This is a genomic window from Velocimicrobium porci (assembly GCF_009696045.1).
GTDB lineage: Bacteria > Bacillota > Clostridia > Lachnospirales > Lachnospiraceae > Velocimicrobium > Velocimicrobium porci.
This window is the reverse complement of sequence record NZ_VUMT01000003.1, coordinates 171,617-195,232: the sequence shown is the minus strand read 5'-3', so window position 1 is coordinate 195,232 and position 23,616 is coordinate 171,617. Positions and strand designations below refer to the sequence as shown.

General features: G+C 32.9%; 22 protein-coding genes and 1 tRNA gene. 12 read left to right on the top strand and 11 right to left on the bottom strand.

Translation table 11 applies throughout. The annotated features are described in order from the left end of the window. Positions 1–257: 257 nt before the first annotated feature. The 10 genes from FYJ58_RS03670 to dnaA all read right to left on the bottom strand — a co-directional run bounded on the left by FYJ58_RS03670 (position 258) and on the right by dnaA (position 11,371). Positions 258–345: transfer RNA gene (locus FYJ58_RS03670), tRNA-Ser, on the bottom strand. Positions 346–563: 218 nt separating this feature from the next. Continuing rightward, positions 564–1,130 (bottom strand): Fe-S-containing hydro-lyase, encoded by a 567-nt coding sequence (locus tag FYJ58_RS03665; protein ID WP_154517372.1) that lies wholly within the window; start codon positions 1,128–1,130, stop codon positions 564–566. A 32-nt stretch (positions 1,131–1,162) separates the two neighbouring features. Continuing rightward, the gene (locus tag FYJ58_RS03660) at positions 1,163–2,005 is read right to left on the bottom strand and encodes a fumarate hydratase (protein ID WP_154517370.1); all 843 of its coding nucleotides are present in this window, start codon (positions 2,003–2,005) and stop codon (positions 1,163–1,165) included. Positions 2,006–2,038: 33 nt separating this feature from the next. Next, entirely contained in the window at positions 2,039–2,602 is a 564-nt protein-coding gene (locus FYJ58_RS03655; protein ID WP_154517367.1) for an NUDIX hydrolase, read from the bottom strand. Between the two features lie 130 nt (positions 2,603–2,732). Next, positions 2,733–5,240 (bottom strand): DNA gyrase subunit A, encoded by a 2,508-nt coding sequence (gyrA, locus tag FYJ58_RS03650; protein WP_154517364.1) that lies wholly within the window; start codon positions 5,238–5,240, stop codon positions 2,733–2,735. An 83-nt stretch (positions 5,241–5,323) separates the two neighbouring features. Continuing rightward, positions 5,324–7,234 (bottom strand): DNA topoisomerase (ATP-hydrolyzing) subunit B, encoded by a 1,911-nt coding sequence (gyrB, locus tag FYJ58_RS03645; RefSeq protein WP_154517361.1) that lies wholly within the window; start codon positions 7,232–7,234, stop codon positions 5,324–5,326. A gap of 23 nt (positions 7,235–7,257) precedes the next feature. Continuing rightward, complete coding sequence (recF, locus tag FYJ58_RS03640; RefSeq protein WP_154517358.1) at positions 7,258–8,346, bottom strand: DNA replication/repair protein RecF; 1,089 nt, start codon at positions 8,344–8,346, stop codon at positions 7,258–7,260. A gap of 6 nt (positions 8,347–8,352) precedes the next feature. Further along, positions 8,353–8,571, bottom strand: coding sequence for an RNA-binding S4 domain-containing protein (locus tag FYJ58_RS03635; protein ID WP_154517355.1), 219 nt, complete (start codon positions 8,569–8,571; stop codon positions 8,353–8,355). Positions 8,572–8,611: 40 nt separating this feature from the next. Continuing rightward, positions 8,612–9,724 (bottom strand): DNA polymerase III subunit beta, encoded by a 1,113-nt coding sequence (gene dnaN, locus FYJ58_RS03630; protein WP_154517352.1) that lies wholly within the window; start codon positions 9,722–9,724, stop codon positions 8,612–8,614. A gap of 261 nt (positions 9,725–9,985) precedes the next feature. After that, a complete protein-coding gene (dnaA, locus tag FYJ58_RS03625) occupies positions 9,986–11,371 on the bottom strand; it encodes a chromosomal replication initiator protein DnaA (RefSeq protein ID WP_154517349.1) in 1,386 nt (461 codons plus the stop codon). Between the two features lie 497 nt (positions 11,372–11,868). Between dnaA and rpmH the strand changes: the two genes are divergently transcribed. The 9 genes from rpmH (at position 11,869) to FYJ58_RS03580 (ending at position 19,363) form a co-directional block, all read left to right on the top strand. Beyond that, positions 11,869–12,003, top strand: a complete 135-nt coding sequence (gene rpmH / locus FYJ58_RS03620; protein WP_154517346.1) for a 50S ribosomal protein L34 — start codon at positions 11,869–11,871, stop codon at positions 12,001–12,003. Positions 12,004–12,074: 71 nt separating this feature from the next. Next, a complete protein-coding gene (gene rnpA / locus FYJ58_RS03615) occupies positions 12,075–12,425 on the top strand; it encodes a ribonuclease P protein component (protein ID WP_154517343.1) in 351 nt (116 codons plus the stop codon). After that, positions 12,425–12,640, top strand: a complete 216-nt coding sequence (yidD, locus tag FYJ58_RS03610) for a membrane protein insertion efficiency factor YidD (protein ID WP_328597793.1) — start codon at positions 12,425–12,427, stop codon at positions 12,638–12,640. The genes rnpA and yidD overlap by 1 nt, the downstream gene beginning before the upstream one ends. A 25-nt stretch (positions 12,641–12,665) precedes the next feature. Further along, positions 12,666–13,934, top strand: coding sequence for a YidC/Oxa1 family membrane protein insertase (locus tag FYJ58_RS03605; protein WP_154517338.1), 1,269 nt, complete (start codon positions 12,666–12,668; stop codon positions 13,932–13,934). A gap of 1 nt (position 13,935) precedes the next feature. Then, on the top strand, positions 13,936–14,811 hold the full coding sequence (gene jag, locus FYJ58_RS03600; protein WP_328597790.1) for an RNA-binding cell elongation regulator Jag/EloR: 876 nt from the start codon (positions 13,936–13,938) through the stop codon (positions 14,809–14,811). Positions 14,812–14,910: 99 nt separating this feature from the next. Beyond that, a complete protein-coding gene (gene mnmE / locus FYJ58_RS03595; protein ID WP_154517335.1) occupies positions 14,911–16,290 on the top strand; it encodes a tRNA uridine-5-carboxymethylaminomethyl(34) synthesis GTPase MnmE in 1,380 nt (459 codons plus the stop codon). 16 nt (positions 16,291–16,306) lie between these two features. After that, positions 16,307–18,187 carry a tRNA uridine-5-carboxymethylaminomethyl(34) synthesis enzyme MnmG gene (gene mnmG / locus FYJ58_RS03590; RefSeq protein ID WP_154517332.1) on the top strand — a complete coding sequence of 627 codons (1,881 nt, stop codon included), beginning with the start codon at positions 16,307–16,309 and terminating at the stop codon, positions 18,185–18,187. A gap of 52 nt (positions 18,188–18,239) precedes the next feature. After that, entirely contained in the window at positions 18,240–18,956 is a 717-nt protein-coding gene (gene rsmG / locus FYJ58_RS03585) for a 16S rRNA (guanine(527)-N(7))-methyltransferase RsmG (protein ID WP_154517329.1), read from the top strand. Between the two features lie 17 nt (positions 18,957–18,973). Then, positions 18,974–19,363, top strand: coding sequence for a GtrA family protein (locus FYJ58_RS03580; RefSeq protein WP_154517326.1), 390 nt, complete (start codon positions 18,974–18,976; stop codon positions 19,361–19,363). A 54-nt stretch (positions 19,364–19,417) separates the two neighbouring features. Here FYJ58_RS03580 and FYJ58_RS03575 read toward each other — a convergent pair whose 3' ends face one another. Beyond that, entirely contained in the window at positions 19,418–20,389 is a 972-nt protein-coding gene (locus FYJ58_RS03575) for an alpha/beta fold hydrolase (protein WP_235912540.1), read from the bottom strand. Between the two features lie 238 nt (positions 20,390–20,627). On the opposite strand from FYJ58_RS03575, the gene FYJ58_RS03570 reads away from it, so the two are divergent. From FYJ58_RS03570 to FYJ58_RS03560, 3 genes are all read left to right on the top strand, one after another. Continuing rightward, on the top strand, positions 20,628–21,431 hold the full coding sequence (locus tag FYJ58_RS03570; RefSeq protein ID WP_154517323.1) for an SDR family NAD(P)-dependent oxidoreductase: 804 nt from the start codon (positions 20,628–20,630) through the stop codon (positions 21,429–21,431). Positions 21,432–21,849: 418 nt separating this feature from the next. Continuing rightward, positions 21,850–22,905 carry a sensor histidine kinase gene (locus FYJ58_RS03565; RefSeq protein ID WP_154517320.1) on the top strand — a complete coding sequence of 352 codons (1,056 nt, stop codon included), beginning with the start codon at positions 21,850–21,852 and terminating at the stop codon, positions 22,903–22,905. Further along, complete coding sequence (locus FYJ58_RS03560; RefSeq protein ID WP_154517317.1) at positions 22,892–23,539, top strand: response regulator; 648 nt, start codon at positions 22,892–22,894, stop codon at positions 23,537–23,539. Before FYJ58_RS03565 ends, FYJ58_RS03560 begins: the two co-directional genes overlap by 14 nt. The last annotated feature ends 77 nt before the right edge of the window (positions 23,540–23,616 follow it).

The following is a 23,616-nucleotide window of genomic DNA, read 5'->3' as shown; positions in this document are numbered from 1 at the left end:
AGGTTGTCCTTTTTTCAAAGGTCGTTCGTCTGAAATTCTTATGAATCTCTCATCTGTTCAAATCCTCATTCAAACAAATGGTTCTCTTAGAATTTTCAGGGTTGTTTTATTGTTCAATTATCAAGGTGCTTTATTTTTCTTTGTCGCTCTCTGTCAAGCAACTATTATATTCTATCATATCTTTTTTCGTTTGTCAACACTTTTTTTGAAAAACTTTTTTTATTTTTTTAATTCGTTTTTCTTTTAGTAAAATAAGACGGAGAAAGAGGGATTTGAACCCTCGCGCCGCGCAAACGACCTACACCCTTAGCAGGGGCGCCTCTTCAGCCTCTTGAGTATTTCTCCAAAATGCTAAACCATTCATTCCTTATTTTAAATTATCTGTGCGTCAAACGCATAATTTAGTATAACAATAGAATGTTGTTTTGTCAACCCATATTTCTTAAATTTTTTAAATTTATTATTGAATTAAAACAATTTGGACATTCTTTTTTCTATATATAGTAGTTTCTTTATTTTATTTCTATTTTTAACAACAAAATATAGTTTTAAAAAAAGTTGTTTTATTTCTGTATTTTCAAATCAATTTTATATTGTTCAACAACAGTATCATACAAATTATTTCCTTTTGAATCGACAACTACAATTACAGGAAAGTTTTTTACTTCTAATTTTCGAACCGCTTCCGTTCCTAAATCATCATAAGCAATTATCTCTGAACTCTTTATACATTTTGATAATAATGCTCCGGCACCACCCACTGCTGCCATATATACAGCTTTATTTTTCTTTATAGACTCAATTACCTCTTTACTCCTTTTTCCCTTTCCTATCATTCCTTTTAATCCTTGTTCTAACAACAAGGGTGTATATTTGTCCATTCTGCTACTTGTTGTTGGTCCGGCGGAACCTATAACCTGACCATCTTTTGCTGGTGTCGGTCCCAAATAATATATTACACTATTACTTACTTCAAATGGCAGTTCCTTATTTTTTAATAATGCCTCGTACATTCTTTTATGTGCAGCATCTCTTGCAGTATACACAATTCCAGATAAATATACATAATCGCCGGCCTTTAAATCTTCAATTATTTCATAATTTAGAGGAGTATTTATATGCCTTTCCATTTCTTATCAACCTTTCCTTTTATTTTCTATTTTTAAATAACTCTTTTCATATGACGATTCACATGACAACATATATTAATTGCAACCGGAAGACCTGCTATATGCGTAGGATAAGTTTCTATATTTACAGCAAGTGCAGTAACCCGACCTCCAAGACCTCCAGGACCAATTCCTGTTTTGTTAATTTCTTCTAATAAATCCGCTTCTAATTGTTGAATATGTTTTTCCTTTGCAGATTGATTAACCTCTCTTGTCAAAGCCTTCTTTGCTAAATAAGCACATTTTTCAAAACTTCCACCAATTCCTACGCCAACAACAATAGGAGGACAGGCATTCGGACCGGCCAATTTTACCGTTTCCATTACTGCTTCTTTTACCCCTTCTATTCCATCAGCAGGTTTTAGCATATAAATCCGACTCATATTTTCACTCCCAAAACCTTTTGGTGCAACAACAAGTTCAATTTTATCACCTGGAATCATCTCATAATGTATAATTCCCGGAGTATTATCTTTCGTATTTTCACGAATAAACGGATCTTTTACAACCGACTTTCTTAAATATCCTTCTTTATATCCTCTCCGTATTCCCTCATTGATTGCTTCTTCTATATTCATACCTTCTATATGAACCTCTTGACCAATTCGGATAAAAACAATTGCCATTCCTGTATCCTGACAAATTGGTATCTGCTCTTTTCTTGCAACTTCCATATTTTCTTTTAGCTGTCCTAGTATTTTTTTCCCAATTTGCGATTCTTCTTTCTCCTCAGCTCTTTCTACTGCCTGTTTCATGTCATCGGAAAGAACAAGATTTGCTTCAATACACATTTGTTTTATTTCTTCAATAATAGTATCTGTATGTATGATTCTCATATCTACGCCATACCTCCTACAATAAAATTTCCTTTATTTCAGTTGTTGCATTTTTTCTATTAATTTATGATAAACAGATATCATTTCTTTTTCCTGAACGTAAGAATCAATTTGTTCAATCGGAATCCACTTCACTCCACTGTTTTCATCTGGCTTTATACGGAGTATATCTGATTCTTCTGCTACAAATAAATAAGATATATTAAAATGTAAATGAGGAGCAATATAAACTCCGTTTTTTTTATGATGCTTTGTTGTTAAAATATCCAGACTGATTATTTTTTCATCATATGGTTTTATGTGCTCCACCCCTGTTTCTTCTTCAACTTCCCGCTGTGCAACAGATAAAAGATTTTGTTCTCCATCTGCATGACCACCTGTCCATGCCCATGAATCATAAATATTGTGATAAACCATTAAAATTTTATCAAATTCTTTATTTGTCGTAAATCCAGTGCCAGTAATATGGGCTATTTCATTTTCTCTCGTTAATATATTAGAATCATATTGCTCTATCATTTGCAGCATAATCCTTTTGTCTGTTCTCTCTTGTTCACAAGAAGGAATAAATCGTTTTATATCATCAATATAATTCATTTATTATATCACCCTTATTTTCATATTTATTTTCTTCATTTTAGCTTACATTCTATTTTTATGCAACGACAAAAAAAGAACTGTTGTAAACTATGGTGAAATTTACTTTACAACAGTTCTCTTTTTATTATTATTCTATATTATCCGCATTTTCTTTGTCCAATTCTTCCACAACTTCTGTTTCTGGAATCTCACGATCTCTTACTTTAGCTATACTAGCAACTTTAACATCCTTTGTCTGGTCAATATCCATTAGTTTAACACCGGATGTAATTCTTCCAATTTCTGAAATTTGATTACACATAATTCGAATAATAATTCCCTCTGTTGTAATCAACATAATTTCATTTTCTTCATCAACCGCTTTTACTCCTACTACATTACCGGTTTTCTCCGTAATTTTATAGCATTTAACACCTTTTCCACCTCTGCGTTGTACACTAAACTCATCGGTTGATGTACGTTTTCCAAGACCATATTCGGATACAAGTAAAAGGTATTTGCCCTGCGTATTAAGTTGCATTCCAATTACTTCATCATCATAAGAAAGATTCATTCCAATTACACCCATAGAAGTTCTACCAGTTGGACGAACATCATTTTCATCAAAACGAATACACAAACCATTTTTTGTAACTAAGAAAATATCTTTTTGCTTATCTGTTACTTTTACTTCAATTAACTCATCATCCTCACGAAGACTAATTGCCTGAAGACCCGTTTTTCGAATATTTTGATATTCTGTGACTGATGTCTTTTTAACAATACCATTCTTCGTAGCCATAAATAGATATTTATCTTCTTCAAATTCACGCATGGCAATAACCGCTGTAATCTTTTCTTCCGGTAATAACTGAAGAAGATTTACAATTGCAGTTCCCCTGGCCGTACGCCCCGACTCTGGTATTTCATATGCTTTTAATCGATAGACACGACCTTTATTCGTAAAGAACATAACATAATGATGCGTTGTTGTCATAAACAAATCTTCAATGTAGTCTTCATCAATTGTCTGCATTCCACGGATTCCTTTTCCGCCTCGATTCTGACTCTTGAAGTTGTCTACAGTCATTCTCTTAATATAACCTAATTTTGTCATTGTAATAACAGTATTTTCTTTTGGAATTAAATCTTCCATAGAAAGGTCATATTCATCAAATCCAATTGAAGTTCTTCTTTCATCTCCATATTTATCACGAATTAATAAAATTTCTTCTTTAATCACACCAAGTAGTTTCTTTTTATCAGCAAGAATTGCTTTTAATTCGTCAATTTTTTTCATCAATTCAGCGTATTCATTTTCCAATTTTTCGCGCTCTAAACCTGTAAGTGCACGAAGACGCATATCAACAATAGCCTGAGCTTGTGTTTCCGTCAACTGATAAGATTCAATTAGTCTTTCTTTTGCAATCTGAACATTTTTAGAAGAACGAATAATTTTAATTACCTCATCGATATGGTCTAAGGCAATCAATAATCCTTCCAAAATATGAGCCCGTTCTTCGGCCTTATTTAAATCATATTGAGTTCTTCTTCTGACAACATCTTCCTGATGTCGAAGATATTCCTCTAGCATTTCAAGAAGATTCATAACCTTTGGCTCATTATTTACTAATGCAAGCATAATAACTCCAAAAGTATCTTGAAGCTGTGTATGTTTGTACAATTGATTTAAAATAACATTTGCGTTTACATCACGACGAAGCTCAATACAAATTCTCATACCTTGACGGTCAGATTCATCACGAAGTTCTGTGATGCCGTCGATTTTTTTATCTCTATGTAATTCTGCGATTTTTTCAATTAGTCTGGCTTTATTTACCATATATGGAAGTTCCGTTACTACAATACGATTTTTTCCATTTGGCATTGCCTCAATATCCGTCACAGCACGTACCCTTATTTTCCCACGACCGGTACGATAGGCCTGTTCAATTCCTCTCGTTCCAAGTATCATTGCACCTGTTGGAAAATCCGGTCCCTTTACAACGGATAACAACTCTTCAATTGTAGTTTTTCTATCTTCCTCCACCATATTATCAATAATTTTAACAACTGCATTAATAATTTCACAAAGATTATGTGGTGGAATATTAGTTGCCATACCAACTGCAATACCGGAAGTACCATTTACTAAAAGATTTGGAAATCGAGCCGGAAGCACGGTAGGTTCTTTTTCCGTTTCATCAAAGTTAGGAATAAAGTCAACTGTATTTTTATTAATATCAGATAACATTTCCATAGAAATTTTGCTTAAACGGGCCTCCGTATAACGCATAGCGGCCGCTCCATCTCCATCAACAGAACCAAAGTTCCCATGACCATCTACTAAAGGATAACGGGTAGACCACTCCTGTGCAAGATTTACCAATGCTCCATAAATGGAACTGTCACCATGTGGATGGTATTTACCCATTGTATCACCGACAATACGCGCACACTTACGATGTGGCTTATCCGGTCCATTGTTTAACTCGATCATTGCATATAGAATTCTTCGCTGTACCGGTTTTAAACCATCTCTTACATCCGGCAACGCACGGGCTGCAATAACCGACATAGCATAATCGATATATGATGTTTCCATGGTTTTTTGAAGGTCTACTTCCTGTACCTTATCAAAGATATTTTCATCCATTTATATCTCCTCTGCTCTCGTCCGCCTTAAATGAATTTGAGCAATTCCTTTCTTTTTTATTTAACTAAACTTGTTTTTCATCATTAAATATCTAAATTACGAACAAATTTTGCATTTTCTTCAATAAATTCACGACGTGGCTCAACTTTGTCACCCATTAAAGTTGTAAAAGTTAAGTCAATTTCTGACTCGGCCTCTTCATCCATTGTCACTTTTAAAAGGATTCTCTTTTCAGGATCCATTGTCGTTTCCCAAAGCTGCTCTGCATCCATTTCTCCAAGACCTTTGTATCTCTGAATTTTATTGCTATTATCACGGCCAATTTCAGTTAATATATTGTTTAATTCATCGTCACTGTACGCATACCAGACCTTTTTATTTTTCTCAATTTTATAAAGAGGTGGCTGGGCCAAATATACATAACCTTTTTTTATTAAATCCGGCATAAAACGATAGAAAAAGGTTAACAATAAAGTACTAATATGAGCACCATCAACATCGGCATCCGTCATAATAATGATTTTGTGATATCTCAATTTTGAAATATCAAAATCCTCTGAAATTCCTGTACCAAACGCTGTTATCATTGCCTTAATCTCATTATTAACAAGAATTTTATCCAGTCTTGCTTTTTCGACATTTAAAATTTTTCCTCTCAATGGCAAGATGGCCTGCGTTGCACGGGAACGGGCAGTCTTTGCACTTCCACCGGCCGAATCACCCTCGACAATATAAATCTCACAATTTTCAGGGTTTTTATCGGAACAATCTGCTAATTTACCAGGAAGACTCATTCCTTCTAAGGCCGTTTTTCTTCTTGTCAAATCCCTTGCTTTTCTCGCAGCATCACGTGCCCTTTGAGCCAGTACGGCCTTTTCACAAATTATTTTTGCTACATTTGGATTCTGTTCTAAGAAATAAGTCAACTGCTCCGCTACAATTCCCTCAACTGCACCACGAGCTTCACTATTTCCTAATTTTTGTTTTGTTTGTCCCTCAAATTGCGGATCTGTAATCTTAATACTTATAATTGCGGCCAAACCTTCTCTAATATCTTCTCCACTAAGATTCTGCTCATTGTCTTTTAAAAATTTCTGACTTCTTGCATAGTCATTAAATGTTTTTGTAAGCGCATTTTTAAAACCAACTAAATGAGTTCCTCCTTCTGGAGTCGTAATATTATTGACAAAGCTGTAACATCCTTCTGTATAAGAGTTGTTATGCTGCATTGCAACTTCTACATAAACATTATTTTTCTCACCTTCACAATAAATAATGCTATCATATAGAGGATCTTTATGTCTGTTCAAATAAGATACATATTCTTTAATTCCGCCTTCATAATGAAATTCTCTTCTTTTTGGTTCTTCAAGGCGGTCATCTGTAAGTGCAATTTTTAATCCTTTTGTCAAAAAGGCCATTTCACGAAGTCTTTGTTTTAACGTATCATAATCAAAAATTGTTTCTTCAAATATCTCTTTATCCGGTAAAAAAGTAACCTTCGTTCCAGTAATATCAGTTGTTCCAATTTCTTTTAACGGATACATTACCTTGCCACGCTCATAACGCTGTTTATAAATTTTTCCATCGCTGCAAATCTCTACTTCCAGCCATTCTGACAATGCATTTACAACAGAAGCACCTACACCATGAAGTCCACCAGATACTTTGTATCCTCCACCGCCAAATTTACCCCCTGCATGAAGAATAGTAAATACAACCTCAACGGCCGGCAATCCTGCCTTATGATTAATCCCAACCGGAATACCACGACCATTGTCAACTACTGTTACGGAATTATCCTTATTAACAGTAACCTCGATATGGTTACAATAACCGGCAAGTGCTTCATCTACTGCATTATCTACGATTTCGTAAACTAAATGATGAAGACCCTTTATCGATGTACTACCAATATACATACCTGGCCTTTTTCTTACAGCTTCCAAACCTTCCAATATCTGAATCTGGTCTGCTCCGTATCCTTGACTCATAAATTTCCTCCTATTTCTCTCTCTCAACTATTTTCAGCACAAACGGTACCTTCTACAACTTTATAAATACGATTCATCTGAATTCTATTATTTACAAATTCTTCCAAACCTGTGCAAGTTATAATTGTCTGTATATCTTTAATGCTGTCCAATAAATAATTTTGTCTGTTCCGATCCAGCTCGGATAAAACGTCATCCAATAATAAAACAGGATTATCCTTTATCGTTCTTCTTAACAATTCGATTTCGGCCAGCTTTAATGATAATGCGGCCGTCCTTTGCTGGCCCTGTGACCCAAACTTCCGAATATCAATATCTTTTACCATAAAAACGACATCATCACGATGAGGACCTGTTCCTGTTGTCTTTAGTGCTATATCTCTTTCTGTTGTCTGACCTAATTTTTCATATAAAAACTCGGCCTCTACATTTGGTACATAACGAATCACCAATTCTTCCTTTTGCCCAGATAATTTCTTATGTATGGAATATAAAATACCATTCAGTTCATCAATAAAAAGTTTTCTGCGACTAATTATTTTTTTCCCAAATTCCGCTAATTGTTCGTCCCATATACAAAGTGTATCCAATAATTCCCTATTAAAACCGATTTGTTTTAATAAATTATTTCTTTGATTGATAATCTTATTATAACAGGTCAAGTTATAAAGATATATTTTATCTAACTGACACAATTCCATATCAATAAAACGTCTTCTCTCTCCCGGTCCATTTTTTATAATACTTAAATCTTCCGGAGAAAAGAAAACAATCGGTACCAGGCCGATTAACTCACTCGATTTATGAATCGGAACTGAATCAATCGCAATTCCCTTTGATTTATGTCTTTTCAAGTGCATATCAATGGTATGACGCATATCATTTTTTTCTACAAGCATACGGATATGTGCCTCATTACAACCCATTTTTATCATTTCCTTATCTTTACTTCCCTTATGAGATTTTGTTGTACTACATAAGTAGGCCGCTTCCAGTATATTGGTCTTTCCCTGGGCATTATCACCATATAAAATATTAATATCTGAATCAAAGCCAATTGATAAGGTATCGTAATTTCGAAAATCACTTAACTCAATTGAACGAATAATCATAACACTTTATTTTACAGCAGATGAAATGCAAAATTCCTGTCCATCAAATTGAACTGCATCTCCATCATACAATTTCTTTCCTCTCTGCGTTTCAACCTTGCCATTTACCAGCACAAGTCCATCCTGTATTACAAACTTGGCATCTACACCGGACTCTACAAGTCCGGCCACCTTCAAGGCCTGTCCAAGCTTTATAAATTCATCTCTAATTGTAATTGTCTGCATATCTGTAACACATCCTTTCTAATCTACATTCATGTTACAATTAATTTACTCCTGCATTAAAGTTAACTGGTAAAATAAGATAGATGTAAGTTTCTTCTTTATCTTTTATGAAGCAAGGTGCCTTTGGATTAAATAAATAAATGTCAACTTCTTCTTCATCAATAACCCTAAGAGCATCTATTAAGAATTTTGGGTTAAAACCAATTAAGATATCTTTACCTTCTTTATGAATATCAATTTCTTCTTTCATGGAACCTATTGTTGAATTGATTTTTAATTCCATACTGGAATCACCTATATTTATAATAATAGGTTTTTTCTCAGATTCTTTAATCAATAATGTAGCACGATCAATACAACTTAAAAATTCTTTCTTATTAATCGTAATCTTTGTTTCATAGTCACTAGAAAGCATCTGATCAATCTTATAATATTCACCTTCAATAAGTCTTGACAAAACCATTGTGTTGTCAAACTCAAATACAATATGCTTATTTGTAAAGAATATTTTTACTTCATCTTCTATTTCCCCAGATAAAATTTTACTGATTTCATTTAAAGTTTTACCTGGAACAATTACTTTAATATGATTATATTCTTCTTTTAACTGAATTTTACGAATTGAAATACGATGGCCGTCTAACGATACAACTTTAAACTCATTTTGATTAATTTCAAATAACTCTCCAGTCATAATCTTATTGCTTTCGTTATCTGAAATAGAGAAAACGGTTTGTCTTATAATTTCCTTTAAGCTAAATTGAGAAAGAGTAATAAAATTGTCTCTTTCTATTATAGGAAGTGTAGGAAACTCTTCATCGGATTTTCCTGCTATATTAAATTTGGCCTTTTCACAAGTAATGTGTGCTGTGTAATTAGCATCTGTTTCAATCGTTATATCATTATCTGGAAGCTTTCGAATAATTTCAGAAAATATTTTAGCATTCAATGCTATAATACCTTCTTCTAAAATCTCACCTTGTACAAGTGTTTCAATTCCAAGCTCCATATCATTAGCAATTAATTTAATCTGATTAGATTTTACTTCAATTACAATACATTCCAATATAGGTAGTGTAGATTTTGTAGAAACAGCTTTTAGTGCAATATTAACACGATTTAATAAATCGCTTTTCTTACATATGATTTTCATAAATGTTAATAACTCCTTCCTCGAAGTTCATGTATATATATATAATAATAATACCGTAGTCGTAGTAATAATAGGTGTGAATATGTTAATAATCGTCTTGAAGCTTGAGTTTAACAGGTTTAGAAGATTTGATAAGTGTGTTAGTTGGCCGAAATTTCCATGTGGGTAAAATGTGGGCCAAATCCGTCCTGTTTTTTTCGGCCGAATTATAAACATTAAACTCACAGAAAATCAACATACAATTAACAAGTTATTAACAGTCTACTGCGGATTAATTTTTTTCATTAGTACATCAATTGTATTTTTCAATGAACTATCTTTTTCCATATCCTTTTTAATCTTTTCAATTCCATGAATAATAGTAGTATGGTCGCGTTTTCCTAATTTATTACCAATATCTTTTAATGGTATTTCCGTTAATGTACGGCATAAGTACATACAGATTTGTCTAGGATATGCGATATTACGGCTTTTTTTCGAAGAAATAATGTCATCGGAACTAATATCAAAATGTTCAGCTACGATTCCAATAATTAATTCAACGGTAATATCTTTTTTATCGTTAGGAGAGATTAAGTCTTTTAGTGCTTCTTCGGCCAGTGCGACATCGACTTTTTTATTAATTAAGCGAGAGCGGGCCACAATTTGTGTTAATGCTCCCTCTAACTCCCTAATGTTCGATTTTACGTTTGTAGCGATATATTTCATTACTTCGTCATCAATAGAAAGACCGTCTAATTCCTCTTTTTTCTTTAAAATCGCCATACGGGTTTCATAATCCGGTGATTGAATATCAACAGTCAGACCCCATTCAAAGCGGGAACGAAGACGTTCTTCTAAAGTTTCAATATCCTTTGGTGGTTTATCTGATGAAATAATAATCTGCTTTTTCGATTCGTGCAAAGCATTAAAGGTATGAAAGAATTCTTCCTGTGTACTTTCCTTACCTATAATGAACTGAATATCATCGATGAGTAAAACGTCTATATTTCTATATTTTTTTCTAAATTCTGCAACTGAATTTGTATCGGCCCGGTTACGAATAGATTCAATCAGTTCATTTGTAAATACTTCACTTGTTACATAAAGAACCTTTGCATCTGGGTTCTGATCCAGTATAAAATGAGCAATTGAGTGCATTAAGTGAGTTTTTCCAAGTCCAACCCCTCCATATATAAAAAGAGGATTGTATATTTCGGCCGGTGATTCAGCTACTGCAAGAGAAGCTGCATGTGCAAGATTATTGTTGCTTCCTACTACAAAGGTATCAAAGGTATAACGTGGGTTAAGAAAAGGATATTTATTTTGTATCTGAGTGGCCGGTTTTTCTTGAACAGAATTGCCGGACTCTTTTTTCTTTTCTTCATTTTTATTAATTTCGCTTAATAATTCGAATGTTAAATCACATTCTTTCCCCGTTATTTCTTCAATTGAAACCTTTAAAGGAAGGGCATATTTTTTGATAATAAATTTTTTTCCATCAACACCGATTAAGCTGTCATCTACGGAAATTGTAATATTATTCCCATCTACGGAATACACTTGTAATGGCTGAATCCAAGTACGGAATGATACATTTGAGATTCCATGTTCAATTTTTAAATATTCTAAGATTTCATCCCATTTTTCTATAATAACGTCTTTCATTATGACCTCCCGATGATATAAACATACATATATATCATATATCAAAATCACTAAGATTTCAATGCTTAAAACTAGTGTTAATTATGTGGACAACATAAATGTGGATATGTGGGTAAAGAAAAGTGGAAAAACTTATAAACAAAAATGTGTATAAATTGGCCAAAAAAATATAAACATAAAAAATGTTGAAAAATAAAGGGTTTTGATATAGAATTTAACAGTCAATTAACAAAAAAGCAGAATGTTATCCACAATTCATCCACATTTTGTGGATAACATCTATACAAAGCAATAAATGTTGATTTTTTTGGGGCCAAATGTGGATAGGCCGTTTTTTATTCAAATCAAATGGTGATATTTTTTGGAAAACAGAAAGAATTTACTTGACGTATAAGCCGTTCGAAGATATAATAAGACGTGATATTTTTAAATTTACAATAGAAGAAATATGCCTACTATAAATAGATAGTTTGGTAAGAAAAGGAGGTGCTTTGATAATGAAAATGACATTCCAACCTAAAAAGAGATCTAGAGCTAAAGTTCATGGTTTTAGAAAAAGAATGAGCACTAAAAACGGAAGAAAAGTTTTAGCAGCTAGAAGAGCTAAGGGAAGAAATAAATTATCTGCATAGGTCGCAATCTTTGTGACCTTTTCTTCTCTTATGCGGGTTTTTATTTTATGTTCAAATTCAAATAGGAGATTTTGAAATTGTCAGAATCATTAAAGAAAAATCAGGATTTCCAGAAGGTGTATCGGAGAGGGAAATCATATGCCAACAAATATTTAGTTATGTATGTTTTAGAAAATCAGTTAGGTAAGAATCGATTAGGTATATCCGTAAGTAAGAAAGTTGGCAATAGTGTTGTAAGACATAGATTAACAAGATTAATTAGAGAGAGTTACAGGCTGAATGAAATCGTGTTCAAGCAGGGACTTGACATTGTAGTAATTGCCAGAGTTACGGCAAAGGGTAAGGGTTATAAAGAAATAAACAGCGCATTATTACATTTAGGAAAGCTCCATAAAATTTTGGAAGAGATGAGAAACGCGTGATACTAAGACGGTTTTTTATAATTTTGATAAAAATATATAGAAAATTTATTTCTCCTTTGAAAGGAAGGCCTACATGTATTTATACGCCTACCTGCTCTTTGTATGCAATTCAGGCATTAGAAAAGTATGGTATAATAAAAGGCGGCTATCTTTCGATAAGGAGAATTTTACGTTGTCATCCTTTTCATAAAGGTGGGTACGACCCCGTACCTTAGCAGGGGAATTTAAGGAGGAAAAAAATTGTTTAATGTATTTTTGACACAGCATGATGGTTTTATTTTAGGACCAATTGCGAAATTATTAGGCTTAATTTTAAATGCGATTTTTGATTTTTTAGCGCATTTTGGGATTGAAAATGCGGGTTTATGTATTATTGTATTTACATTTTTGGTAAATGCGTTAATGATTCCATTAACGATGAAACAACAGAAGTTTACGAAATTATCCTCGAAAATGAATCCTGAAATTATGAAAGTTCAGGAAAAATATAAAGGAAAAAAAGATGAAGCATCACTTCGTAAACAGCAGTTGGAAATGCAGGCCATTTATGAGAAATATGGTGCCAATCCAACGAGTGGCTGTTTACCGATGTTAATTACATTTCCAATTATGTTTGCCTTATATCGTGTAATTTATAATATTCCTGCTTATGTAGGTTCAATTAAGGCATTATATGAAAACATAGCAGTTAAGATGTTAGATACTGATTATTTAAGTATTATGACTGACTATGCTCATAAGTTTACGAATTTAAATGTTAGTAAATGGGGAGATATCTCCTCTAGTATTTCTACCGATCATTTAATTGACATTATGTCCCAATTTAAAGCGGCAGACTGGTCTGATTTATTATCAAATAATACGTTTTCTTCAATTGCAGATGTTATTCAGACAAATTCAGACCGCATTATGCATATCAATAACTTTGGTTTTGGAGTTAACATTGCAGAAACACCTTGGCAACAGATTGCATCTTCAGCAGTGCCTACGATTACTAAGATTCTGTATATTTTAATTCCAGTTTTAGCGATTGTAACACAGATGCTTCAGACAAAGTTAATGATGGCTAATACACCACAAGCAGATGCGAATAATCCTACAGCAGCTACAATGAAGTCAATGAATACAATTATGCCTTTAATGTCAGGAGCATTTTGTCTTACTCTTCCTGTCGGTGTTGGTATTTACTGGATTGCAGGTGCAGTGTTTAGAAGTATCCAGCAGGTTTTTGTGAATCGTTATATGGAACGCATGGATGTCGATGAATTAATCGAAAAGAATAAGGAAAAACAAAAGAAAAAGAAAGAAAAGTTAGGAATTGATCCTAATGTTTCTATGGAAGAATTGGCGAAAACACGTACAAGTTCAATTAAAGATAAAGCAAAAACAGGTGCATCCGGTGATGAAAGTTATAAAAACAATATAACACAAAGTTCATACAAAAGTGGAAGTATAGCGGCCAATGCACATATGTTGGATAGAAATAGAGGGGACAAGGAGGAAAAATAAAATGATGGATTGGGAAGAGTTTACAGCAAAAACAGTGGATGATGCGATAACAGATGCGTTGATTCATTTTGAAGTTACCAGTGATATGATTGAGTATGAGGTAATTGAAGAGGAGAAGAATAGAATATTAGGCTTTTTTAGCAGACCTGCGAAGATTAGAGCAAGAAAAAAAGAGGAGAACTTGTTTGAAAAGACTCCAGTTGAACCAGCAAAACAGCCAGTTAGCTCAGAAGAAAAAAAGAGTGTAAATGGATCTGATATTGAAAAAGTTGCAATTGAATTTTTAAAAAATGTTTTTGCAGCAATGAAAATAGAGGCTACTGTAATTGCAAGTTATAAGGAAATAGAAAGTGTTTTAGAGATTAACATGGAAGGCGATGACATGGGAATCTTAATTGGAAAAAGAGGTCAGACGCTAGATTCTTTACAATATCTTGTAAGCTTAGTTGTTAATAAAGAAAGTAATTGTTATGTAAAAGTAAAATTAGATACAGAGAATTACAGAGAGAGAAGAAAAGAGACATTAGAAAATCTTGCAAAAAACATTTCTTATAAGGTGAAACGAACCAAACGTGCTGTCGCATTAGAGCCTATGAATCCTTATGAAAGAAGAATTATCCATTCTGCTCTTCAGGGTGATCGTTTTGTGGAAACACATAGCGAGGGAGAAGAACCATACAGAAGAGTTGTTGTCACATTAAAAAAGAATTATAAAGATTATAATAATAAAAATGGTCATAGTCATGACAATCGGAATAGTTATGATAAAAAGAATAATCATGGAAAAGGTTATAACAGAAATTGTGATTATGAGAAAGACTATGAAGAGAATGAATGTGCTTCCAATAAAGAACAAGAGGCAAAGACAGAGGAATAAAGAACGATGTAACCCGTGGCTTGCCGCGGGTTATTGTTTGTTAAGAAAAAATAATTTATTTAGTTGAGAAAATTGTATCAAATGAAAGGAAGTGGATTTTTGAAGACAGAAACGATTGCAGCGATATCAACTGCTATGAGTAATGCGGGAATCAGTATTGTAAGAATGAGTGGGGATGATGTTTTTTCTATTATCGACCAGATATTTGTTACCAGAACAGGGAAAAAGAAAGCATTCAGTGAAGTAGAAAGCCACACCATTCATTATGGATATATTAAAGATGAAAATGACGTAATTGATGAAGTATTAGTTATGGTTATGAAGGCGCCAAATACTTATACGAGAGAAAATATTATTGAAATAGATTGCCATGGCGGAGTTATTGTAACAAAGAAGATTTTGGAAACCGTTATTAAATATGGTGCAAGACCGGCCGAGCCGGGAGAATTTACAAAAAGAGCTTTTTTGAATGGAAGAATTGATTTGTCACAGGCCGAGGCCGTAATTGATATTATTAATGCAAAAAATGAAATGGCCTTAAAAAGCTCTGTAAGTCAGCTAAAGGGAACTGTTTTAACAAAGATTAAAGAGATTCGTGAAAATATTATAAGGGATGTTGCATTTATTGAAGCTGCTTTAGATGATCCGGAACATATCAGTATAGATGGTTTTTCTGATGAGCTTCTGAAAAGAGTAGAAGAAAATTGGAAGGAATTAAATCATCTTTTAGAATCAGCCGATAATGGGAGAATTATGAAAGAAGGAATTCGAACGGTTATTTTAGGAAAACCAAATGCCGGTAAATCTTCTTTGTTGAATGTTTTAGTTGGTGAAGAGCGTGCGATTGTTACAGAAATAGAGGGAACTACAAGGGATACTTTGGAAGAAAGTATTCATTTAGGCGAAGTCGTATTGAATTTGATCGATACAGCAGGAATTCGAAAAACGGAAGATTATGTAGAAAAAATTGGAGTAGATAAGGCCAAAACATTTGCAAAGGATGCAGATTTGCTTATTTATGTCGTAGATGCTTCTGTTGAATTGGATGAAAATGATAGGGAAATTATAGATTTAATTAAAGATAAAAAAGCAATTGTTTTATTAAATAAGACAGATTTAAATAAGGTTGTTAAAAAGGATGAGTTAGAAAAGCTTACCGGAAAGACTGTTTTAGAAATTTCTGCGAAAGAAGAAAAAGGGATGGATTTGTTGGAGCATACAATTAAAGAAATGTTTTTCCATGGTGAAATAAGCTTTAATGATGAAGTCTATATAACAAACATCCGACACAAGTCAGCAATTATAGAAGGAATGAAAAGCTTAGAGCAGGTAAAAGAAAGTATATTAAATGGTATGCCGGAAGATTTTTATTCGATTGATTTGATGAGTGCTTATGAAACATTGGGTGAGATTATTGGTGAAGCAGTTGGTGAGGATTTGGTAAATACCATATTTAGTGAATTTTGTATGGGTAAATAGAAAGAGGAATGAAAGTATGTCGTATATTTATGAAGAATATGATGTAGCAGTAGTCGGAGCAGGTCATGCAGGTTGTGAAGCAGCTCTTGCGTCTGCCAGATTAGGTCTTAATACAATTATGTTTACTGTAAGCATGGATAGTGTGGCTCTTATGCCATGTAATCCCAATATAGGGGGAAGTTCGAAGGGACATCTTGTAAGAGAAATTGATGCACTTGGCGGTGAGATGGGTAAAAATATTGATAAAACATTTATCCAATCTAAGATGTTAAATAAATCAAAAGGGCCGGCAGTACATTCTTTGCGTGCCCAGGCGGATAAACAGGATTATACAAGAGAAATGCGTAAGGTGCTTGAGAATACACCAAATCTGACTTTAAAACAGGCAGAAGTTACAAAAATTCTTGCAAAAGATAATAAAATAACGGGTGTAGAAACTTATTCAGGTGCAATTTTCCCTTGTAAAGCAGTTGTTTTATGTACAGGTGTATATTTAAAGGCAAGATGCGTATATGGTGATGTCAGCAATTATACCGGGCCAAATGGTTTGGCCGCCGCAAATCATTTATCAGAATCCCTAAGGGACTTAGGAATTGAATTGTATCGTTTTAAAACTGGAACTCCTGCCCGTATTGATAAACGTTCGATTGATTTTAGCAAAATGGAAGAGCAAAAAGGAGATGAAACGATAGTTCCTTTTTCTTTTACGAATAAACCAAAGGATTTAGAGAGAGAACAAGTTTCTTGCTGGTTGACTTATACCAATGAAAAAACACATGAAATTATTCGTGAAAATCTTGACCGTTCTCCTTTGTATAGTGGAAATATTAAAGGCACAGGTCCAAGATATTGTCCGTCAATTGAGGATAAGGTAGTTAAATTTGCAGATAAAGATAAGCATCAGGTATTTATTGAACCGGAAGGTAATTATACAAATGAAATGTATGTTGGAGGAATGTCCAGTTCTTTGCCGGAAGATGTTCAGTATAAGATGTATCGGACTGTTCCGGGACTTGAAAATGTTAAAATTGTAAGAAATGCCTATGCAATTGAATATGATTGCATTAATCCGACTCAGTTAAAGTCTTCTTTGGAATTTAAAAAGATTGAAGGATTATTTAGTGGTGGTCAGTTTAATGGAAGCTCTGGATACGAAGAGGCAGCAGCACAAGGCTTGATTGCCGGAATTAATGCAGCAAGAAAAGTTTTAGAAAAAGAGCCTGTTATTATAGACCGTTCACAGGGGTATATTGGTGTGTTGATTGATGATTTGGTAACAAAGGAAACTCATGAGCCATATCGTATGATGACATCCAGAGCAGAATATCGTTTGATATTAAGACAGGATAATGCTGACCTTCGTCTTACTAAGATTGGCTACGAAGCAGGACTGATTAGTGAAGAACGTTATCAGCATCTGCTTGAAAAAGAGGAAGCAATTAACAACGAAATTGAAAGATTACAAAAAGCAACAATTGGTGCTTCCAAAGAGGTTCAAGAGTTGTTAGTATCCTGTAATAGCACTCCATTAAATACAGGAACAACATTGGCTGAATTAATCAAACGCCCTGAGCTTTCGTATGAATTAATTGAAGCAATTGATAAAGATCGAAAACCTCTTTCGAATGAAGTAATTGAACAGATTAATATTAATTTAAAATATGATGGATATATTCGTCGTCAAATGAGACAAGTAGATCAATTTAAGAAATTAGAAGGCAAAAAAATACCAGAGTCAATAAATTATGATGAAATTAATAGCCTTCGGATTGAAGCAAAACAAAAATTAAATCAAATCAGACCTGCTTCAGTTGGTCAGGCTTCCAGGATATCCGGAGTATCTCCGGCAGATATTTCTGTTTTATTGGTATATCTGGAACAGCTGAGAAGAAGTTAAAAGTTTTTAATAAATAAGTATGGAAAGTAAGTAGAAGGTAATAGGTATTTGTATGGAGAAAATGACACAGCTAAAACGGGCATTTGAACAATTGGATTTGAAGTTAGAAGAAGTTCAATATCAGCAATTTTTGCAATATTATGATTTGTTACTTGAATGGAATAAAGTGATGAATTTGACTGCGATTACTGATTTTGACGAAGTTATAATGAAGCATTTTGTTGACAGCTTAGCAATAAAGAATGAATTGGATTTGACACGGTCTATCAGGGTACTTGATTTAGGAACAGGAGCCGGATTTCCTGGAATTCCTTTAAAGATTGCGTTCCCTTCGCTTCAAATTGTCTTAATGGATTCTTTAAATAAACGAATTAAATTTTTAAGTAGTGTAATTGATGAATTAAAATTAAAAGACATTGAAGCAATTCATGGAAGAGCAGAAGAGTATGGAAGAAAAGAAGGTTATAGGGAAAGCTTTGATTTGTGTGTGTCAAGGGCAGTAGCAAATTTAGCAACTCTTTCGGAATATTGTATCCCATTTGTTAAAGTTGGAGGATATTTTATCCCTTATAAATCGGGTAAAATTGAAGAAGAATTGAATCATTCTAAAAAAGCAATTGAGATTTTGGGTGGTAAATTAAATGGTGTGAAAACATTTTCATTGCCAGAAACGGACATAGAGAGGTCATTTGTATTTATTAAAAAGCAAAGTGAAACAAAGAAAAAATATCCGAGAAATGCAGGAAAACCGTCAAAAGAGCCATTATAAAGCAAGGTAATAACTAAATGGGAAAATTGATAAAGCAAATTATTAATTTTGGAATTGTTGGCAGTTTATCATTTTGTATTGATTATTGCTTAATGATTGTATTTACGGAGATTTTAGGAATATATTATTTTATTTCCAGTAGTTTATCTTTTTTAATATCGGTTAGTTTCAACTATATATGCAGTATGAGATTTGTGTTTTGCGGAAAAAAAGACATTAGTAAAAGCAAAGAATATTTTGTATTTGTGATTTTTAGCATAGTTGGTCTTTTGATTAATCAATTTGTAATGTGGTTTATGGTTGAAAAATTTAATATTTATTATGCTATTACGAAATTGTTTGCAACAGTCATTGTAATGATCTGGAATTTTGTTTCAAGAAAATTATTTTTGGAAAAGCATCGGTAATATAAAAACAGTGAATGGTGATTAATTATAATTAATCACCACCCACTGTTTTTCTTATTCTTCTATTATTTCTTCTGATAAATAAAGTGGCAGCAGTGCTAAAAAATCTTTTGGGCGTTCGATTTGTGGCAAGTGTTTGGTTCTTTTTATGTGACTTACTTCAATCGAAGGATTGCATTGAATGTATTGTTCTAATGTACAATCGATATCTTTTTCGAATTCACCGCTAATAATAGAAATATTATTATTAATTTCTTTTAATGCATGGATAATATTAGTATTTGTATAATGACAACGAATACTTGAATATAAATATTTCGAAGCACTTCCACCTAAATGAGCAGCTTCGTGGTAACCGTATAAATATTTTGAAGGTATTTTTTTACTATTTACAAAATATTGTTTTGAGAAGATATCTTCAATCATAGTTGTAGAAGCTGATACGTTATATACAAATGTTCCAATAATTGGTATATTTAATAAAAATTGAAGTATTTTATGTTTGTATTTTGGAACTTGGTTCATTGTTGATAAGTTATCCGGATTTACTAAAATTAAGTTTTTGAAAAGCTTTGCATCAGAGTAACATGCCATAATAATTGCTGCACTGGCATGCCCTGTTACAATAACATCAGTTGGTTGTTTAATAATATTTTTAATAAAATCCGATAACAATTGGACATATAAAAATGTTGTATATGTCATTTCTGGTTTATCTGAACGCCCGCATCCAAGCAGGTCAAGTGTATAGACTGTATGGTGATCTGCAAGTGAGTTGGTAATTTCTTTCCATTCTAAATCAGAGCTAATATTATCTAAATCATGTACAAGTAAAACAGGTGAGCCAGAGCCTTTTTTAGTGTAAAAAATTTTTCCAAAGCGCCAATTATAAAAATTGCTGTTATCTGAATACAGTGTTTCTTTGATTGTTGAAAAAAAGAAAATTGCTTTATTTATAATATGAATAATAAAAACAGCTAAACTTGTTATTACTAACATTAGAGTAATTTTTTTCTTTTTTTTCAAGATGATACCCCCTTGTCATATGAATTTGTTAAAATGATTAATTATAGTATATGCTAATTTGGTCTTTGTTACAATCAATTTTTATGGATTTTATTATTTTGTCAGATTTTATTTATATATTTTTTGTCAGATTATTGATTTATTTTTGTCGATGATATATAGTTAAGTTATCAAAAAATTTTCGCATTGATTTTTTCTATATCATGGTGCGAGGTAGAAAATAGAGGAGGTTTTTAATATGGACAGATTAAAGGACAAAGTTGCCATTGTGACTGGTTCCACTAGCGGAATTGGTATTGGAATTGCAAAATTGTATGCTGCAGAAGGGGCTAAAGTAGTTATTTGTGGACGTAGGGAAGAAAAAGGTCAGGCTGTGGTAGATAGCATTCTCAAAGAAGGTGGAGAAGCAACTTATCATTTTATGGATATTACTGCTACGGAAAGTATTGAACAGCTTATGTCAGATACTGCTGAGAAGTATGGAAAAATCGATATTTTAGTAAATAATGCTGCTAACGTTGGTCTGAAAGATGGTCGCGTGGATGAATTAACTTTGGAAATGTGGGATAGTGTTTTTCAAAGTGATGTACGTGGTACATTCTATGCTACTAAGTGTGTACTTCCATATATGCAGAAAAATGCAGCAGGAGGCTCTATTATTAATATTGGTTCTATGGCTTCTTGCGGAGGAGATCTTGGTTCTACTGCGTATGCTTGTGCGAAAGCAGGTGTAGATATGCTGACACAGTCTACTGCTTTACAGTATGGAAAACAGAACATTCGATGCAACTGTGTACGTCCGGGACTGATTGTAACACCACAAAATGAAGCACATGTACCACAGGCTTTAAAAGATGTTTTCTTAAGTAATATTATGGTTAATCGCTATGGAAATCCAGATGATATAGGACATATGTGTGTATATCTTGCTTCAGATGAGAGCAGTTATGTAAGCGGACAGATTATTAATGTAGATGGTGGTCTAAATTCTCATGTTTCTACGGTTGCCCAGTTTAGGGAGTTAAATTCTCGTACATGGTAAAAACAAATATTTGACTATTGATTTTGAAATTAGAACTGTTTGTTTTTTATTCTGGATAAAAAACAAACAGTTTTTTACTTTATAGGAAACTTCGTCTCCTATAAAGCAAAAACGCTCCGCGAGGATGTGCACAGATGCGAAAGGAGTATTGTTGCAAAAAGCATGCAACACGCATCTGGCACGCAAAGTGGAGCAAGTCCCTCATGAGTGAGGGATACAGGGAGTTGAGGTGGACTTGGTGGAGTGGGATAAAACTTTCTTGGAGCATTATACGCTTGTTGCTGTTGAAAGTGATATTATAGTTGCTTTTGGTGATATTGACAAAACAGCGGTGCAAAAAAAGTAAATTAATTTACAAAGTAAAGAAGATATTATATAATTTATAAATGGACTAGTATTTTTATAATGGGGTATTTTTATGAGTGAAAATAAACATGAAATATTAGGATTTTTATCAGAATTATTAAGCGAAATTTATGAAGAACAAAATCATCTTCGTGAAGAGATGCAGTTATACAATCAAAAAATTTTTAGTCTTAATCAGAAAGTTAAAAAATTGGGCACTGATGAGGAAAGCAATGAGTGTATGTTTTCTGGTACAGCTGAGACAAACATAGAAAAAAAAGAAGAGTATTCCTCACAAATAGAAATTCTTCAAATAAAAATATTTGATATGCAGGAAAGAGTAATAGCACTTCAAAAACGTGTGGATAATGTAAAAAAATTAAGTACAATAGTAGATGAGGTTGGAATAAAACAAGAAGAAGATAAAAATACTAGAACCAATGTTTTAAATGATAAATTAAGACTTTTGGAAACTCAAGAATTGGAAAGAAAAAGAATCTCTATGGAACTGCACGATACAACGGTACAGAATCTGACTACTTTGATTCATAAAACAGAACTATGTACAAAATTAATGGATATTGATGTAATTCGTGCTAAATTAGAGCTACAGACGATGACTTCTACCATTCGAGAAACAATCAATGAATTAAGAGGAATTATTTATGATTTAAGGCCTATGTCAATTGACGATTTAGGGCTGGTTACAACGCTTGAGCGGTTTATAAAACAGATGGAGATTGAAAACCCGGATGGCATACCAATTCGCTTAGTTGTTCACCAGCAAGAGGTTAAGGTGCTTCCGGTTATTAACTTAACTCTATTTCGTATTATTCAGGAAGCATATAACAATACTAGAAAGCATGCTAAGGCAGGACATTTTGATATTACTATTACATATGATAAAGATGAAATTGAATTAGAAATAAGCGATGATGGAATAGGATTTCAATTGGCTCTGCTCCAAAAGGAAAATAAGACAAACAATAGAAACTTCGGACTATCAATCATGAAAGAAAGAGTTGATTTGTTGACTGGCACAATGGAAGTGATGTCAGAACAGGAAAATGGAACTAAAATTTTGATTAAGGTTCCTATTATCAAGGAGGAAGAGTATGACACCAATTAAAATACTAATTATAGATGATCATTCTATGATAAGAGAAGGATTAAGACAATTATTGGAACTAGATGGTGATATTAAAGTTGTTGGTGAAGCTGGTGATGGAAACGAAGGATTAAAACTGATTGAAGCCACAGCTCACGATGTAGTGTTATTAGATATTAATATGCCAAATACAAATGGTTTACAAGTATTGGAAAAATTAAAACAGAAAAAAATTAAAACAAAAATTCTTATTTTAACAATTCATAATGAGATAGAATATTTACTAAAAGCAGTCGATATAGGTGTTGATGGATATGTATTGAAAGATTCAGAGTCATCTGTATTAAAGACTGCAATTAATGCTGTATATCATGGAGAAACCTTTATTCAGCCGTCATTGACTCCATTATTAAAGGAAAGTGTTGAGAAAAATAACTTGAAATCGTCAATCGACGATGGGCTTACAAGAAGAGAATTACAAGTTTTGGAATTATTAGCAGAAGGATTGTATAACAAAGAAATTGCAGAACGATTATTTATAAGTGAAAAAACAGTAAAAAATCATGTTTCTAGTATTTTTAAAAAGATTGGTGTTTCAGATAGAACACAGGCAGCAGTGTATGCTATTAAACATAATATAGTGGAATTATTTTGATTGTTTCCTTTTTTTAGATTAAAAAATTAGAAATAGAGTTGATACTATAATTATATATTTGTTAGTTTATAAAAAGA